The 15,989-nt window shown below is 62.1% G+C and carries 20 protein-coding genes and 1 tRNA gene; 16 read left to right on the top strand and 5 right to left on the bottom strand.

What is annotated here, in order from left to right; all coding sequences use genetic code 11:
* Positions 1 to 90: 90 nt before the first annotated feature.
* Together VCK47_RS01990 and VCK47_RS01985 are read right to left on the bottom strand one after the other, a co-directional pair.
* Positions 91 to 723 carry a transferrin-binding protein-like solute binding protein gene (locus VCK47_RS01990; RefSeq protein ID WP_322889053.1) on the bottom strand — a complete coding sequence of 211 codons (633 nt, stop codon included), beginning with the start codon at positions 721 to 723 and terminating at the stop codon, positions 91 to 93.
* A 325-nt stretch (positions 724 to 1,048) separates the two neighbouring features.
* Positions 1,049 to 1,138 (bottom strand) — tRNA-Ser (locus tag VCK47_RS01985).
* A 133-nt stretch (positions 1,139 to 1,271) separates the two neighbouring features.
* Between VCK47_RS01985 and VCK47_RS01980 the strand changes: the two genes are divergently transcribed.
* Entirely contained in the window at positions 1,272 to 2,096 is an 825-nt protein-coding gene (locus VCK47_RS01980) for a DUF2059 domain-containing protein (RefSeq protein WP_322889052.1), read from the top strand.
* A gap of 64 nt (positions 2,097 to 2,160) precedes the next feature.
* Positions 2,161 to 2,568 carry a hypothetical protein gene (locus tag VCK47_RS01975; RefSeq protein WP_322889051.1) on the top strand — a complete coding sequence of 136 codons (408 nt, stop codon included), beginning with the start codon at positions 2,161 to 2,163 and terminating at the stop codon, positions 2,566 to 2,568.
* Here the strand turns inward: VCK47_RS01975 and VCK47_RS01970 are convergent.
* Entirely contained in the window at positions 2,565 to 2,900 is a 336-nt protein-coding gene (locus tag VCK47_RS01970) for a hypothetical protein (protein ID WP_322889050.1), read from the bottom strand. The two genes, VCK47_RS01975 and VCK47_RS01970, sit on opposite strands and share 4 nt — an antisense overlap.
* 178 nt (positions 2,901 to 3,078) lie before the next feature.
* Between VCK47_RS01970 and VCK47_RS01965 the strand changes: the two genes are divergently transcribed.
* The 8 genes from VCK47_RS01965 (at position 3,079) to VCK47_RS01930 (ending at position 9,111) form a co-directional block, all read left to right on the top strand.
* Positions 3,079 to 3,717 carry a 50S ribosomal protein L21 gene (locus VCK47_RS01965; protein WP_322889049.1) on the top strand — a complete coding sequence of 213 codons (639 nt, stop codon included), beginning with the start codon at positions 3,079 to 3,081 and terminating at the stop codon, positions 3,715 to 3,717.
* A gap of 11 nt (positions 3,718 to 3,728) precedes the next feature.
* Positions 3,729 to 3,998 carry a 50S ribosomal protein L27 gene (gene rpmA / locus VCK47_RS01960; RefSeq protein WP_026352164.1) on the top strand — a complete coding sequence of 90 codons (270 nt, stop codon included), beginning with the start codon at positions 3,729 to 3,731 and terminating at the stop codon, positions 3,996 to 3,998.
* Between the two features lie 125 nt (positions 3,999 to 4,123).
* On the top strand, positions 4,124 to 4,666 hold the full coding sequence (locus VCK47_RS01955; RefSeq protein WP_322889048.1) for a GNAT family N-acetyltransferase: 543 nt from the start codon (positions 4,124 to 4,126) through the stop codon (positions 4,664 to 4,666).
* Positions 4,663 to 5,175 carry a GNAT family N-acetyltransferase gene (locus VCK47_RS01950; protein ID WP_322889047.1) on the top strand — a complete coding sequence of 171 codons (513 nt, stop codon included), beginning with the start codon at positions 4,663 to 4,665 and terminating at the stop codon, positions 5,173 to 5,175. Before VCK47_RS01955 ends, VCK47_RS01950 begins: the two co-directional genes overlap by 4 nt.
* Positions 5,168 to 5,668 carry a GNAT family N-acetyltransferase gene (locus VCK47_RS01945; RefSeq protein WP_322889046.1) on the top strand — a complete coding sequence of 167 codons (501 nt, stop codon included), beginning with the start codon at positions 5,168 to 5,170 and terminating at the stop codon, positions 5,666 to 5,668. Before VCK47_RS01950 ends, VCK47_RS01945 begins: the two co-directional genes overlap by 8 nt.
* A gap of 39 nt (positions 5,669 to 5,707) precedes the next feature.
* The gene (obgE, locus tag VCK47_RS01940; RefSeq protein WP_322889045.1) at positions 5,708 to 6,751 is read left to right on the top strand and encodes a GTPase ObgE; all 1,044 of its coding nucleotides are present in this window, start codon (positions 5,708 to 5,710) and stop codon (positions 6,749 to 6,751) included.
* The gene (gene proB, locus VCK47_RS01935) at positions 6,739 to 7,845 is read left to right on the top strand and encodes a glutamate 5-kinase (RefSeq protein ID WP_322889044.1); all 1,107 of its coding nucleotides are present in this window, start codon (positions 6,739 to 6,741) and stop codon (positions 7,843 to 7,845) included. The genes obgE and proB overlap by 13 nt, the downstream gene beginning before the upstream one ends.
* A 9-nt stretch (positions 7,846 to 7,854) precedes the next feature.
* Positions 7,855 to 9,111, top strand: coding sequence for a glutamate-5-semialdehyde dehydrogenase (locus VCK47_RS01930; RefSeq protein WP_322889043.1), 1,257 nt, complete (start codon positions 7,855 to 7,857; stop codon positions 9,109 to 9,111).
* Positions 9,112 to 9,189: 78 nt separating this feature from the next.
* Here the strand turns inward: VCK47_RS01930 and VCK47_RS01925 are convergent, their stop codons facing one another.
* Positions 9,190 to 9,780 carry a histidine phosphotransferase family protein gene (locus tag VCK47_RS01925; RefSeq protein ID WP_322889042.1) on the bottom strand — a complete coding sequence of 197 codons (591 nt, stop codon included), beginning with the start codon at positions 9,778 to 9,780 and terminating at the stop codon, positions 9,190 to 9,192.
* 29 nt (positions 9,781 to 9,809) lie between these two features.
* Here VCK47_RS01925 and VCK47_RS01920 point away from each other — a divergent pair, with 29 nt between their 5' ends.
* The 3 genes from VCK47_RS01920 to VCK47_RS01910 all read left to right on the top strand — a co-directional run bounded on the left by VCK47_RS01920 (position 9,810) and on the right by VCK47_RS01910 (position 11,712).
* Positions 9,810 to 10,004, top strand: a complete 195-nt coding sequence (locus VCK47_RS01920) for a DUF3553 domain-containing protein (RefSeq protein ID WP_322889041.1) — start codon at positions 9,810 to 9,812, stop codon at positions 10,002 to 10,004.
* Positions 10,005 to 10,121: 117 nt separating this feature from the next.
* Entirely contained in the window at positions 10,122 to 10,901 is a 780-nt protein-coding gene (locus VCK47_RS01915; RefSeq protein WP_322889040.1) for a GNAT family N-acetyltransferase, read from the top strand.
* The gene (locus tag VCK47_RS01910) at positions 10,894 to 11,712 is read left to right on the top strand and encodes a lysophospholipid acyltransferase family protein (RefSeq protein WP_322889039.1); all 819 of its coding nucleotides are present in this window, start codon (positions 10,894 to 10,896) and stop codon (positions 11,710 to 11,712) included. Before VCK47_RS01915 ends, VCK47_RS01910 begins: the two co-directional genes overlap by 8 nt.
* 81 nt (positions 11,713 to 11,793) lie before the next feature.
* On the opposite strand, the gene VCK47_RS01905 is transcribed toward VCK47_RS01910, so the two are convergent.
* Positions 11,794 to 12,420 (bottom strand): thiamine phosphate synthase, encoded by a 627-nt coding sequence (locus VCK47_RS01905; RefSeq protein ID WP_322889038.1) that lies wholly within the window; start codon positions 12,418 to 12,420, stop codon positions 11,794 to 11,796.
* A gap of 125 nt (positions 12,421 to 12,545) precedes the next feature.
* Between VCK47_RS01905 and VCK47_RS01900 the strand changes: the two genes are divergently transcribed.
* The 3 genes from VCK47_RS01900 (at position 12,546) to VCK47_RS01890 (ending at position 15,967) form a co-directional block, all read left to right on the top strand.
* Positions 12,546 to 13,286, top strand: coding sequence for an RNA methyltransferase (locus VCK47_RS01900; protein ID WP_322889037.1), 741 nt, complete (start codon positions 12,546 to 12,548; stop codon positions 13,284 to 13,286).
* Between the two features lie 75 nt (positions 13,287 to 13,361).
* Positions 13,362 to 14,498, top strand: coding sequence for a heme A synthase (ctaA, locus tag VCK47_RS01895; RefSeq protein ID WP_322889036.1), 1,137 nt, complete (start codon positions 13,362 to 13,364; stop codon positions 14,496 to 14,498).
* Entirely contained in the window at positions 14,498 to 15,967 is a 1,470-nt protein-coding gene (locus VCK47_RS01890) for a carboxypeptidase M32 (protein ID WP_322889035.1), read from the top strand. The genes ctaA and VCK47_RS01890 overlap by 1 nt, the downstream gene beginning before the upstream one ends.
* Positions 15,968 to 15,989: the final 22 nt, after the last annotated feature.

Genomic DNA, 15,989 nt, shown 5'->3' with positions numbered 1-15,989 from the left:
GTCCGGCGGTCTATTTCCGATCAACCAGAAAGGTGCAGCGATCGTTCCCGAACGCTGTGTCACACGAACGAAAGTGCCCTCGAGAACGTTTTACTGATCTGCGGTGATCACGGCGTTCAAAGTTTGCCCACCGCTAGACCTGTTTGCAAATACAACCAAAGTCCCGTCAAATCCGGCGGCATTCTGGCCGACAAACCCGCCGTTGAACTGGCCGAAGGTAATGTTGCCCTGACCGCCGGGCAGTGGAACCGTTCCGGTGACGCTGCTCGATTGGACGATCCGATTGCCATTAATGGTTGCATTGCCCAATGTTATCGTACCTGGCAGAGCCGTATTGTCAGCGCTGCGGAAGTTCGTAATGGTTCCGTTCAAGCGTGCCGTTCCGAAGTTCGCGTTCAACGTCGTTGCGCCCGTCATGTCTGGCAAGCTGCGGCTGATCACGCCGTTTGTCGATGACGTCGAGCGACCGTTACCAAAGGCGGCCGTGCCGGTATAAACTGCTGTCCCGCCTGTTGGCATCGCCTGCGTGCGGATAGGCTGCAAAGTATTCGAGTAGTACTCGTTCAAGAAAAGCGTCTCATCATTTACGAAAGCATTGAACGACCCTGCTGGCGCCGGTTGCAGCAATACAGGTCCGCCGCCGCCGATCCCACCGCCACCGCCGCCGCACGCGGCCAACGCAGCAACTGAAACCAAAGCAAATGCAATCTTCAACGCGTTCATTGATGTTCCTTCCAGACAGACTGACTTTTAAGAGTCACGATAAAACTGCCTCAAGTTGTCAGTGATACGCCAAGGTTGCAAGAGCAAAAAAACATTTTATATATATAATTCAATAGCTTGCGTGTGTTAATCCAAAATTTGAATCGGTTTTATGCGGCGAAAACAACCTAGGCGCAAGTAAAAAAAAACCGTTGATCTGGAGGCCGCGACACTGATCCCGAATACCGGTTGCGGTAATCTGTCTGTGTTTCAATGCAGCCAAAAAGCACAGTGAGACTGCGCTTGTTCAGCTAATGGGAGTGGATTTGTGTCCTTGCAGGACAAATGGCGGAGAGACAGGGATTCGAACCCTGGGTGGGCTTGCACCCACAACGGTTTTCGAGACCGCCCCGTTCGACCACTCCGGCACCTCTCCGCGGTGGTGGCGGAATAATGTGCCGCGCGGCGCAGCGCAAGGGGCAAAACGCTCTCACTTAGAATTGCATGGGCATTGCCGCAAAAATCGTGTTTGTCGGTCCTGAGTTCGCCCAAGACCGAAAGGACCGACCATGTTGCGCCGCCTGTTTTTGTCGCTAGCCACCTCGCTGACCTTCGCGGGGGCGGCCTTTGCCCAGGCCGGGGATGCCGATGCCCTGTTCGATGCAGTGGGTCTGCCGGAAATCGTTGTCGTGATGGGCGAGGAGGGGATGGATTACGGCGAGACGATCGCGCGTGACATGTTCCCGTCCGGCATGACACCGCGGTGGGCCGATCACGTGGCGCGCATCTATGACACCGACGCGATGGTGGCCGAGATGCGCGCGGCTTTTGTCGCAGCCCTTGACGGGCAGGACGTGACGCCGATGCTCGAATTCTACCGCTCTGACCTTGGCCAGCGGATTGTCACGCTGGAGGTGGGCGCGCGCGAGGCGATGCTGGACCCCACGCTGGACGCCGCAGCCAAGGCTTTTGCCGCCGAAGAAGCGCTGGCCGAAACGCCGCGCTTTGACCTGATCACCGATTTCATCGCCGCCAACGATCTGATCGAGGCCAATGTCGTCGGCGGGCTCAATTCCAACTATGCTTTCATCGACGCGCTTGTCGCGGGGGGTGCCACCTTGCCGGGTGTGACTGCCAACGATCTGCTTGCCGATGTCTGGGCACAAGAGGAGGAAATCCGCGCAAGCACGACCGAATGGCTCTATGCCTTTCTGCTGCTGGCCTATGCCCCATTGAGCGATGCCGAACTGGTGGAGCTGACCACATTCAGCCAGACGCCGGACGGGCGCGCCCTGACGGCGGCACTGTTCACTGCGTTTGACGAGATGTTCATGCGCGTGTCGCGCGATCTGGGAACGGCGGCTTCCGGCTTCATCATCAGTCAGGACCTGTAACCGGACTTGGCAAGCGGGCGAAACGCGGTATGGTGCGCCCTGATCAAAAAGAGGGAACAGGACTTTGCAACTGAAACTGACTGCCGCACTCGTTCTTGGACTTCTGGCCGGATGTGGCGCACAGGCGCCTCTGGTTTCGGTCGACCCCGCATTGCCGACAGGCGATCCGCGTCAGGAACGGCTGGTGTTCAACGAATGCGCAATCTATTTCGCGGCCGTGCAAAAACTGCGCGCCGATGGCCGCAGCGCCAATGGCGATCCGACCCGCGGGTGTCCCGCCGATGCTGCAGCGCGCCCCACCGACATCAACCCGATGGTCAGCGTGCCATCCGTATCACCCGGCTTTCCGCAAGACCTTTACAACCGGATGATCGCGCGCGGCGTGCCGACTGATCTGGCCAATGATATCGCGCGGTCCAAGGCGTTCTGGGATCTGGTGGCCTTCCGCGACAGCACGGTCGGCAGCTTCTAGCCGCCGAAGACCATCAGCGCCGTGACCAGCGCGCCGGGGTTCACATCGTAAAGCCCCATGTCGGACTGCAACTGGATCACGCGGGTGGGCCTGTCCTGCATCGGCACACCCGCCGCATCCATCGCCGCCACCAGCACAGGCCCGCCGCCTGCGTCGATGTCGCGGCGGATGGCGTCATAATTGGTCTTGACGATAATCTCGACCTGCCCGCGCTTTTGCGCATAGCCGGGGTCGGTCATGGCGGTCAGCGGAGTGAACACCGGCATACCGGGATTGCTGGGGTCCGTGGTGCAGGCGGCAAGGATCAGCGGCAGGATCAGGGCAGGGCGCATGGGGGTTTTTCACCTTCTTTTGGCTTGACTTACAGGGGCATTGGACTGATAAGCCGCCATCTCGACAAGGGTTTTGTCGGGATTTGTGCGAAATGACGCCTACGGGCGCGCAGTCCACAGGCACCAAACGCCGGACCATTCCGGGGCCTCAATGACGCGGAAAATGAAGGAATAACATATGTTTGCGGTTCTCAAAACCGGCGGCAAGCAGTACAAGGTCGCTTCTGGCGACGTTCTGCGCGTCGAAAAGTTGGCAGCAAAAGCCGGCGACAAGATCCAGTTCAACGAGATTCTGATGGTCGGCTCGACTGTTGGTGCTCCTTTGGTTGCGGGCGCAGGCGTGCAGGCCGAGGTGATCGACCAGATCAAGGGCGAAAAGACCATCAACTACGTCAAACGCCGCCGTAAGCACGGCAGCCAGCGCAAGAAAGGCCACCGTCAGCAACTGACGCTGGTGCGGATCGCCGACATTCTGGAAACAGGTGCCGACAAATCCGGCGTGATGGCCGCAGTGTCCGGTGCCGGCATCAAGATGGAAATCACGCCCCGCGTGAATCCCAAAGGCATCGCTAAGCCCAAGAAAGCCGCAGCGCCCAAAGCCGCCGCAGCTCCTGCCGGTGGCGACGACCTGAAACTGCTGTCGGGCGTCGGCCCTGCACTGGAAAAGAAATTGCATGCCGCTGGCGTGACGACATTTGCGCAGATCGCAGCCTGGTCCGAAGAGGATATCGCTGCGTTCAACGAAAAGCTGTCGTTCAAAGGCCGCATCGAACGTGAAGGCTGGGTTGCGCAAGCAGCCGAGCTGTCCAAAGCTTAAGGAGAGACGAGATGGCACATAAAAAAGCAGGCGGTTCATCCCGTAACGGACGCGACTCTGCGGGTCGTCGTCTTGGTGTGAAGAAATTCGGCGGCGAAGCCGTCATCCCCGGCAACATCATCATGCGCCAGCGCGGCACAAAGATGTGGCCAGGCATGGGCGTCGGCATGGGCAAGGATCACACGATCTTTGCAACAGCCGAAGGTGCCGTGAAGTTTCACAAGGGCCTGAAAGGCCGCACCTTTATTTCGGTTCTCCCTGTGGCGGAGGCCGCAGAGTAAGCCGAAAATCTCAAGCACGAACATTTGAGGGGATCGGTTTTCACCGGTCCCCTTTTTTATTCACAAAATCGCCACCATGTCGGTCTAGACAGCGCCAAACTGGCTTGTTTTCGAGGAGGGAAAACATGATCCACGAGGAAATCGCCGTGCAGCAGACGATCCCGTCGGATCGTTTCATCCTGCGCCCGTGCCGCAAATCGGATGCAGGGCTGATTGCCATGTATGCCAGCGACGACCGCGTCGCGCGCGGCACACGGTCTGTGCCCCATCCCTTGCCCCCCGGCACGGTCGAGGCCATGATCGAACGCGCCCTGCGCCCCGACCGGACCGAGGATGTCTGGATCATCGACGGGTCCGCCAATGGCCATGCCGAAGCATTGGGGCTGATCAGCCTTGAACGCATGGACCGCGCGCAATCGGAAATTTTCTACTGGATCGCACCGGCCTTCTGGAACACGGGCTATGCCTCCGAGGCCGTGCGCGCCCTGATCGCCGCGAACCCGCATCAGTCCGAACGCATTTTCGCCGAGGTGTTTCAGGACAACCCCGGTTCCGCCCGCGTGCTGACCAATTGCGGCTTTGACTATCTGGGCGACGCAGAGGCGTTTTCCGTCTCGCGCGGGGCGACCGTGCCGACCTGGACCTATACGCTGAAAACAGGGCAGTGACTGTTCCGATTTTGCAGACGGCGCGGCTGACGCTGCGCCCTCTGGCTGCGTCGGACAGTACCGCGATCACGGATACACTGCGCAACTGGGATGTGACACGCTGGCTGTCACAGGTGCCGTTTCCCTATACGCTCGCGGATGCGGATAGCTTCATCGAGATGGTGCAACATAGTCCTGACGATGCCCATTGGGCGATCGATCAGGGGGCCGGGCTGATCGGTCTGATTTCGGTCAAACCAGATCTGGGCTATTGGCTGGCTCAGGCGTATCACCGGCAGGGGGTGATGACCGAGGCAGCGCGCGCGGTGCTGACGTGGTATTTCACCGATCAAACCGCGCCCGTCCTATCTGGGTATTTTGCAGGGAATGCCGCATCGCGCGCGATCCTCACGAAGTTGGGCTTTACCGACACCCATATCGAAACAATCATGCCGGTAAACGCTGACGCGCCCGTTGCGCTGCAAAGGATGGAGCTGACCTGGGCAACCTGGAACCAAACCAATGGCTGATCTGACCTACCGCCCCCCGCAAGCCGGTGATTTCGACGCGATGCATACAATCGTCAGCGACTGGTCGGTTGTGCGCCAACTGGGGAGTTACCCTTGGCCGCCCCAGCCTGCCTTCACGCGCGCGCGCTGTCAGGCCTATGGCGGCGAAGGGTTTGTCTGGGCGATCTGTCAGGACGACTGGATGATCGGGTCAGTTGCCGTCACAAAGGGAATCCTTGGCTACAAACTGTCGCCACAGGCGCAGGGCAAAGGCGTCATGACCCGCGCCTGCGCAGATGCGATCACCCATGCCTTTGCTACCTATGACTGGCCACATCTTGTCGCGTCAATCTGGCAAGACAACGCCGCATCGGCCCGGGTCCTGCAAAAATGCGGGTTTGCGCATGTCCAGACCCGCTATGAACACAGCGTCGCGCGGCGGCTGCCTGTTCTGTGCCATTACTATCGTCTGGCCCGTTCCGATTGGCATGGCTTGAGAAGCGCGGCACAATAGACTATCGCCTGCGCTGAACAGCCCAGAAAGCCCGAACCTATGAAGTTTCTCGATCTTGCCAAGGTCTATATCCGGTCCGGTGCCGGTGGTGCGGGCTGTATTTCCTTCCGCCGCGAAAAGTTCATCGAATATGGCGGGCCTGACGGCGGCGACGGCGGTGATGGCGGCGATGTGATCGTCGAGGCTGTCGACGGGCTGAACACGCTGATCGATTTCCGCTATCAGCAGCACTTTTTCGCGGGCAGCGGCCAGCACGGCATGGGCAGCCAGCGCACCGGCAAGGATGGCGAGGACAAGGTCCTGCGCGTTCCCGTCGGCACCGAGATCATCGACGAGGACGAGGAAACCGTCATCGCCGACCTGACCGAGGTCGGCCAGCGCGTCATCATCGCCAAGGGCGGCAATGGCGGCTGGGGCAACCTGCATTTCAAGACAGCCACCAATCAGGCCCCCCGCCGCGCCAATCCGGGGCAAGAGGCGATCGAGCGCACGATCTGGCTGCGGTTGAAACTGATCGCGGATGTGGGCCTTTTGGGCATGCCCAATGCGGGCAAATCCACCTTTCTGGCGGCAACCTCCAACGCGCGCCCCAAGGTCGCGGATTATCCGTTTACCACTTTGGTCCCCAACCTCGGCGTCGTCGGCGTGGATGATGTGGAATTCGTGGTCGCCGACATCCCCGGCCTGATCGCGGGCGCCAGCGAAGGGCGCGGTCTGGGCGATATGTTCCTTGGCCATGTCGAACGCTGTGCGGTGCTGTTGCATCTGATCGACGGGACATCCGGCGATCCGGCGGGTGATCTGGTGACGATCATTCACGAACTGGAACAATACGGCGGTGATTTGGCCGACAAGCCGCGCATCACCGTGCTGAACAAGATCGACGCGCTGGACGAGGAAGAACGTGCATTTCTGCGCGATGAGTTGGCCGAGGTCGCCGTCGGCCCCGTGATGCTGATGTCCGGCGTCAGCCGCGAAGGGATCACCGACGTGCTGCGCGCGTTGCGCGCAGAGATCGACGACAACCGCCTGCGCCACCGCACCGCAGACGCCGCCACGGATGACCCCGAATGGCAACCTTAAGCGACGCAAAACGGCTGGTCGTCAAGATCGGCTCGGCCTTGCTGGTCGATGCCGCGACAGGGGCCTTGCGGCAGGACTGGCTGACATCGCTCGCCGCCGATGTGGCGCAGATCAAGGCGCGCGGGGCAGATGTGATCCTTGTCTCCTCCGGTTCCATCGCCTTGGGGCGCGGTGTTCTGGGTCTGCCGCAGGCTGCACTGGCGCTGGAACAGTCACAGGCCGCCGCCGCCGTGGGCCAGATCCGGCTGGCGCGGGCCTATGAACAGGTGCTCGCCCCGCATGGCATCATCGCGGGCCAAGTCCTTGTCACGCTTGAGGATTCTCAAGATAGACGACGGTATCTCAACAGTCGAGCCACGATGGAAACCATGCTCGGCTTCGGCGTCGTGCCCATCGTCAACGAAAACGACACCATCGCCACCGATGAGATCCGCTATGGCGACAATGACCGGCTTGCCGCGCAGGTCGCTGTGACCATCGGGGCGGATCAGCTGGTGCTGTTGTCGGATGTGGACGGGCTTTACACCGGCAACCCCAAGATCGACAGCGCCGCGCAACACCTTGCCATTGTTGATAAAATCACGACCGAGATCGAAGGCATGGCCGGCGATGTCGGATCTGCCCTGTCCAAAGGCGGGATGATTACCAAAATCATGGCCGCAAAAATCGCGACCGAAGGCGGCTGTGCCATGGCCATCGCCCTTGGCACAGACCTGCACCCGCTCAAGGCGCTGGCCGACGGCGCGCGCAGCACTTGGTTCACCGCGCAGGTCGACCCGCAAGCCGCGCGCAAACGCTGGATCGCCGCGATGAAACCACGCGGCACGGTGACGGTGGATGACGGTGCGGGCAAGGCGCTGGTGTCAGGCAAGAGCCTGCTGCCTGCGGGCGTGACGGGGATCATCGGCAGTTTCGGGCGCGGCGAGGTCATCACCATCGCCGATGCAGCGGGCGTGCATCTGGGGCAGGGCCTGACCCGCTATACCAGCGCCGAAGCGCGCCAGATCATGGGCCGCCGCTCGACCGAAATTGCAGCGATACTGGGTTACGAAGGCCGCGCCGCCTTGGTGCATCGCGACGATATGGTGCTGTAAGGACAGAACATGACAGAGATCCAAACCCTGATGGCAAAAATCGGCGCCGATGCGCGCGCTGCCGCCACCGTTCTGGCCACCACCGGATCGGAACGCAAATATGCCGCGCTGATCGGGGCGGCGGATGCGATCTGCGACAACATCATGGAAATCCTCGACGCCAATGCCGAAGATCAGGTTTACGGCGAGCAAAAGGGCCTCAGCCCTGCGATGATGGACCGCCTGATCCTGACCGAACCGCGCATCCGTGCGATGGCCGAAGGGCTGCGCAATGTCGCGGCCCAGCATGATCCCGTCGGAGAGGTGATCGCCGAATGGGACATGCCCACAGGCCTGCATATCCGCCGCGTGCGCACGCCTTTGGGCGTGGTCGGCGTGATCTATGAAAGCCGCCCGAACGTGACGGCGGATGCCGGCGCGCTTTGCCTGCAATCGGGCAATGCGGTGATCCTGCGGGGCGGGTCGGAAAGTTTCCATTCCTCCACCGCGATCCACAAATGCCTGCAAACCGGGCTGCAACAGGCGGGCCTGCCCGCCAGTGCGATCCAGCTTGTGCCCACCCGCGACCGTGCCGCCGTGTCCGCGATGCTGACCGCCACCGACCATATCGACGTGATCGTGCCGCGCGGCGGCAAAGGGCTTGTCGGGCTTGTCCAGCGCGAGGCGCGGGTGCCGGTCTTTGCCCATCTCGAAGGCATCTGCCACATCTACGTCGGCGCCACCGCCGATCCCGCCATGGCGCTGGAGATCGTGCTGAACGCCAAAACCCGCCGCACAGGTATCTGCGGTGCCATGGAATGCCTGCTGATCGATTGGCGGTTCTATACCCAGCACGGGCCCTTGCTGATTGATGCGCTGCTGAAAGCCGGGGTCGAGGTGCGCGCCGCTGGCGACCTGGCAAAGATACCCGGCACCACCAAGGCGCAACCGGATGATTTCGGCCACGAATTTCTCGACATGATCTGCGCGGCCAAACTGGTTGACGGCGTGGACGAAGCCATCGCCCATATCCGCCAGTTCGGGTCCAACCACACCGACGCGATCATCACCGAAGACGCGCAGGCCGCCGCCCATTTCTTTGCCCAACTCGACAGCGCGATCCTGATGCACAATGCCTCGACCCAGTTCGCCGATGGCGGCGAATTCGGCATGGGTGCCGAAATCGGAATCGCCACCGGCAAGATGCATGCGCGCGGGCCAGTCGGTGCCGAACAGCTGACCAGCTTCAAATATCTTGTCAGCGGTAATGGCGCCGTGCGCGCCTGAACGGCCCCGACTTCTTTTTTCCACAAATACTCCGGGGTGAGGCGCGTAGCGACGAGGGGCAGCGCCCCTTGCCGCCGTTCAGTATTGCGCGACGATCCGGTCGCTGCTCATCTTGATCTTCAGGCTCCGGCCCGCCTCGGCCAGCAGGCCCGGCAAAAGCGCGAACTGGACTTGTGCGGCCGAATAGGGAAAGGCCGTATCGCCATTGGCCAGCCGGTCCCAAAGACAGTTGTCGATCCTGAAACGCAGGCTTTCCGCGCTCAGCACCCAGCGGTCGTCGATGAACTGCACATGGATATCGCCACCCACAGGCATCGCCGCCTCGAAACATTGCAGCAACAAGAGCGCACAACGTACCTCGCGGCGGGGGCGATCCTCGGCCACCTGCCAGAAATAGGTAAACCGCCCGCCACGCGCCAGCACCGAGATGAACGACAGGACCTCGGCGCTGCTCAGCATCTGGTCGGCACTGGCCGCGCCGTAAGCGATGCGGTAAAACCGGATGCGCGCATTGGCGTTCTGGACAGAGTCCGAAATCAGGTCCATTTCGGCCCCCTGATCACCGTCCGTCAGCGACAGCAATTCGAGCCCATTGCCGATGGCACCGATTGGGCTGATAAGGTCGTGACAAATCCGCGAGCCGACGAGTGTGGCAAGATCAGGCTGCATGGCGTAGGCTCCAGTAAGGAAAAACAGGAATGTCAGGGATGAACGCCATTCTCGAACCCGGTATGCTGGTCCGGCATCCCCACCAGCCCGACTGGGGCGTGGGGCAGGTGCAGTCCAATATCGGGGGCCGGATCACCGTGAATTTCAGAGAGGCGGGCAAGATCGTCATTGATGGAAACCACATTGTCTTGGAAATCGTAACCACGAACAGTCCACAACCTTGAGTAGTTGTTTTTGATTTTGTGTCAACCATTTGCTTTGCGGACCCGTCTGACTATGGCGAAGAAAAAGTTAACCAATCCTTAATGACAAACATCCGTACAAATTCTCAAACCTTGCCAATGACATTGCGGCCTTCGCCGCAGTTTTCGGTTGCGATCGCGCAGGGTGCAGCCGATCTGCGGGCGGCGCAACGCCTGCGGTATGAGGTGTTCGTGGCCGAACTGGGCGGCGATGGCCCGCTGGTGGACCATACCGCCCGACTGGAAAAGGATGCATTCGATCCCCATGCCACGCATTTGATCCTGCGCGATCTGGCAAGGCCGGACGCGGATCAGGTCGTGGGCGTTTACCGCCTGCTGGATGCAGAAGCAGCGCAGGCGGCGGGCCAGTTCTATTGCGCGACCGAATTCGACCTTGCACCGCTGACACGGTCTGGGCTCAAGCTGCTGGAACTGGGCCGGTCCTGCCTGCACCGCGACTATCGCGGCGGGATCGCCATGATGCATCTGTGGCAGGCGCTGGCCGATCACGTGCAGGCACAAGGCATCGACGTGCTGTTCGGGGTCGCCTCGTTTCACGGTACTGACCTTGAGCGTCTGGCTGCACCGCTGAGCCTTTTGTTCCACCGCCACGCCGCACCGCCACCCTTTCAGGTGCAGGCGACAGGTCTGGGCGCGCGGGCGTTCGCGCCACTGCCGCTAGACCGGATCGACCGCGTCGCCGCGATGCGCGACACGCCCGCGCTGATCAAGGCCTATCTGCGGATCGGCGGCGTCGTCGGGCAGGGCGTCTATGTGGACGAGGCGTTCAATACCACCGATGTCTGCCTGATCCTGCCCACATCCTGCGTCAGTCTGCGGCAGAAACAGATCTATTCACGCCCGCTTGCGCATGGCTGACACATGGTACGGCACCCCTCCGCCAGGGCATCCGCCGCTGGCATGGCGCGACTGGTTGCGCGTATTGCGCCGCGGTGTGCCTTTGGCCTTTGTGGTCTTTGGCGGGCTGCTGCTTTTGTTGCTGATCCGCCTGATCGAGCGCCCCCTCTGCGGGCTGCGCCGTCCTGTGACACCGTTTGTCACCCAAGCCGTTTGTCGGTCGGCCTTCATGCTGCTGGGCATGGGTTATCAGACAAGCGGCACGCCCATGCGCGGCCCGGGTGCGGTGGTCGCCAATCACGCAAGCTGGCTGGATATCTTTGCGCTGAACGCGCGCAAGCGGATCTATTTCGTGTCGAAATCCGAGGTGGCAGGCTGGCCCGGGATCGGCTGGCTGGCGCGCGCGACCGGCACTGTGTTCATCCGCCGCGACCGCCGCGACACGCTAAGCCAGATCGACACCTTCCGCGATAGGTTGCAGGCGGGGCATAAACTGCTGTTCTTCCCCGAAGGCACCTCGACCGACGGATTGCAGGTGCTGCCGTTCAAACCGACGCTGTTTGCGGCGTTTCTGGACCCGGCCTTGCGCGCGGACCTGCAGGTGCAGCCTGTCACCCTGTGCTATCGCGCCCCCGCGGGGGCGGATGCCCGGTTCTACGGCTGGTGGGGCAATATGGGCTTTGGCCCGCATCTGCTGAGCACTCTGGCCGCAAAGCGTCAAGGCGGCGTAACCGTGATCTATCACCCGTCCGTGCAGGTCCGCGACTTTGCTGATCGCAAGGCACTGGCGCGTGCCTTGGAGGAGCGTGTGCGCGCGGGGTTGGCAGGCTAGGGGCGCTGCCCCTCGTCGCTGCGCGCCTCACCCTCCCGGATCAAATCCGGGACAGGCAACGTATTTTTGGAAAAAAGAAGTCTAAGGGTGCATCGCCTTGAGCAGAGCGCCGAGTGCTGCTGTTGCGTCGTCTTCGCGCCAGATTTCATCGCCGATGCCGAAGAAATCGGTATGTGGCGTGAGTTGCCGGATCAGGTTGGCGTTGAGCGCGCCTTCGGCGACAACCGGCACCTCGATCATGTCCGACCACCAGGCGAAAAGGTCTAGATCGGCGGTGCGTCCATCGCCCAAGCCGGAGGCGCCGACAGGGCCAAAGCTGATGTAATCGGCGCCAAGCTCGCCCGCGGTCATGCCGTCATGGCGCGAATTGCCGCAGAATGCGCCGACGATGGCGTCATCGCCCAGATCCTTGCGGATCTTTTTCACCGACCGCGCGGCATCGAGCAGGTGCACACCGTCCAGCCCCAGCCTGTTGACCATCAGCACATGGCTTTCGATCACCAGTGCGACGTCGCGGGCATGGGTCACGGCGCGCAATGCATCGGCTGCGCGCGCGATCTTGCTGTCGTCTTTGGTCGCGAGCGCCAGCCGGACGCAGCCGATTTCGGTGCTGTCCAGACAAGCGGCGAGCCGGTCGGGAAAGGTCATCACATCGAAATCCGTGGGCGTGATCAGGTAGATTTGCGGGGTGTCTGCGGCGTCCGACATCTGGGTTGGTCCGGTCTGGGAAAGGTTCGCCCGTATCTAGCGGGGATCGCACGCTTTGGCCATGCCTTGCTTGCCTTGGCGCGGGGGGCGGCGTAACAGGGCGCAGTTTCATCCAAGGAGCCCTGATGCCCGTGACGACCCCGCAGCCCGCTTTTGTCCTGATCCGTCCGCAGATGGGCGAAAACATCGGGGCCGCCGCGCGCGGCATGTGGAATTTCGGGCTGGACCGGATGCGCGTGATCGCCCCGCGCGACGGCTGGCCCAACCAGCGCGCTGTCGCCATGGCAAGCGGGGCGGGCCGTTTGCTCGATGAGGCGCAACTGTTCGATGATACGGCCGCCGCGATTGCCGATTGCGATTTCGTCTATGCGACAACCGCCCGTCCGCGCGGATTGACCAAGCCGGTCATGTCGCCCGAGGCCGCGATGCAGGACGCCCATGCGCGCATCGCTGCAGGCGGCAAGGTGGCCGTCATGTTCGGCCCCGAACGCGCGGGCATGGAAAACGACGATATCGCGCGCGCCAATGCCATTATATCCGTGCCGGTGAACCCGGACTTTCCGTCGCTGAACCTTGCGCAATGCGTCTTGTTGCTCGGCTATGAATGGCGGCGGGTTGCAACCGAGGTTGTGCCTTTGCGCCATGATGCACCGGGCGATTGGGCGACCCAGATCGAGATCGAGAAACTGGCTGATCATTATCAGGACCGCCTCGACGAGGCAGGGTTCTTTTTCCCCGACCACAAGGCCGCGAATATGCAGATGAACCTGCGCAACCTGTGGTCGCGGATGCCGCTGACGCGTGCGGATGTCCAGATGCTGCACGGAATCCTGCGCCAGATGGTGCGCTGGAAAGACCGCGGCTGACGCCCTGTGGCACCCTGACGCTTGCGCTTGCGGCGTGCCGGACCTAGGTTCCGCCGCAACAAGACGGAGACGGCCATGGCAACCAAGCGCAGCATTTTCGAAGAGGTCGGCGACAGCCCCAAACAGACCGCAACACCGGGTGGCATCGCCCGTGCGGGCCAAGGTGCACGGCTGGCGATCAGAGCGTGGCTCATGTCGCTGTTCGCGCTGGTCGTCATCATGATTGCGGTGGGCGGGTTGACGCGACTGACGGACAGTGGCCTGTCGATCACCGAATGGGCGCCGGTGACAGGGGCCTTGCCGCCGCTGTCGGCCGAAGCCTGGGAGGCCGAATTCGACAAATACCGCCAGATCCCGCAGTACCAGCTGATGAATCGCGGTATGAGCATGGATGAATTCAAGGTCATTTATTACTGGGAATGGGGCCACCGGCAATTGGGCCGGTTCATCGGTCTCGTCTGGGCTTTGGGGTTCCTTTATTTCCTGCTGCGCCGCCAGATCCCCGCGGGCTGGACGGGGCGGCTGTTGTTCCTTGGCGCCTTGGGTGGTTTGCAGGGGGCGATCGGCTGGTGGATGGTCGCATCCGGCCTGCAGGAAGGCATGTTGAGCGTTGCGTCCTACCGCCTTGCCACGCATCTGGGGCTGGCTTTTGTGATCTTCGGCTTCATCGCATGGTATGTCTATCTGCTGGGCCGCCCGTCAGCTGACCTGTTACAGGCGCGCCGGTCGGGCGATGCGCGGCTGGCGAAATGGGGCGGCGTGCTGGTGGGGCTGGCCTTCGTGCAGATTCTGCTGGGCGCGCTGGTCGCTGGCATCGACGCGGGCCGCGCCTTTCCGGACTGGCCGCTGATGGCGGGCGGATTCTTTCCGCCGGACCCTTTCAGCCTTGACCCTGTCTGGCGCAATTTCTTCGAGGATGCGGGGCTGGTGCAGTTCATGCACCGGATGGCGGGCTATATCCTGTTTGCGGGGGCACTGGTGATCTGGTGGATCGCGCGCAAATCGGCCAACCGCTATATCCGGGCGTCCTTCAACATGATGATGGCGGTGATGGCGCTGCAGGTCGTGCTGGGGATCGTGACGGTGATTTATTCGGCCCCCGTGCATCTGGCGATCACACATCAATTTCTGGCCGTGATCCTCTGGGCCACGATCCTGCGCGCGCGGTTCATGGCGCGCTATCCCAAAGCCCAATCCGTGAGGACTGCATGATGACCGCCTATTCCGAATTGATGGCCTTCCAGCGTGACACCGAGGCGCTGGCGCAGGTCGCGGGCCGTTTGGGATGGGATCAGGAAACCATGATGCCCGATGGCGCGGGCCCGCAGCGCGCCGAGGAACATGGCGCGATGGCCAGCATCCTGCACGCCCGCCGCACGGACCCGCGTGTGGGTGACTGGCTGGAAAAGGCCGAGGCGGCGGACGATGTCGCTGCCGCCAACCTGCGCCATATCCGGCGCAGTTTCGACCGCGCGACCAAGGTGCCGGCACGGCTGGCCACCGCGCTGGCGCAGACCACGTCGCGCGCGCATCGCATCTGGGCCAAGGCCCGCGCGGAAGAGGATGTCGCGGCGTTTTTGCCTGTGTTGCAACAGGTGCTTGATTTGCGCCGTGAAGAGGCTGCCGCCATCGCGGGCAATGCCGACCCGTATGATGCGCTGCTCGATGACTACGAACCCGGCGCAACGGGGGCGAGCCTGAGTGCGATGTTCGCCGCATTGCGCCCGCGCTTGGTGGACCTGCGCGCCGCCGTGCTGGACCAGCCCAAGCCGCCCGCGCTGAGCGGCTTGTTCGACGAGACAGCGCAGCTTGCGCTGTCGACCAAGCTTGCGCTGGCCTTCGGCTATGATCTGGACACGGGCCGGATCGACAAGGCGGTGCATCCGTTCTCGTCGGGTTCCGGCCTTGATGTGCGGATCACGACGCGCACCAACCCCGCCGATCCGTTCAACTGTTTCTATTCCACGATCCACGAGGTCGGCCATGCCGCCTATGAACAGGGGATCGACCGTGCGCATCTGCTGACACCGCTGGGGGCGGGCGTATCGATGGGCGTGCATGAAAGCCAGAGCCGGATTTACGAAAACCAGCTTGGCCGCAGTCGCGCCTTCACCGGCTGGCTTTACGGGCAGATGCGGGATGCGTTCGGGGATTTCGGCATCGCGGATGAGGATGCGTTCTACGCCTGCGTCAACCGCGTCAGCGATGGCTTCATCCGCACCGAAGCCGATGAATTGCAGTATAACCTGCATGTGCTGCTGCGTTTCGATCTGGAACGCGCGCTGGTGTCAGGTGATCTGGCGGTGAACGATCTGGAATGCGCGTGGAACGACCGCTTTGCCGCCGATTTCGGTTTCGCAGTGGACCGGCCGTCCAACGGCGTCTTGCAGGATGTGCATTGGTCCGAAGGGCTGTTCGGCTATTTCCCGACCTACACCTTGGGCAATGTCTATGCGGGCTGCCTGCATCAGGCCCTGCGCGCGGCGGTGCCCGATCTGGACGATGATCTGGCGCGCGGGGATACGTCACGCGCGACAGGCTGGCTGCGCAGCAATCTGCAACAGTTCGGCGGCCTGCGCACACCAGTCGAGACGATCACCCATGCCGCCGGATTTGCGCCACATGAGGGGCCGTTGCTCGACTATCTGGAGGCAAAGTTTTCGGGGATATACGGGCTCTAGAACTTTTATGCCTCCGGCGGGG

Source organism: Yoonia sp. 72, assembly GCF_034652275.1.
In the GTDB taxonomy this organism is placed as follows: Bacteria; Pseudomonadota; Alphaproteobacteria; order Rhodobacterales; family Rhodobacteraceae; genus Yoonia.
This window is presented reverse-complemented; position numbering and strand designations above follow the sequence as displayed.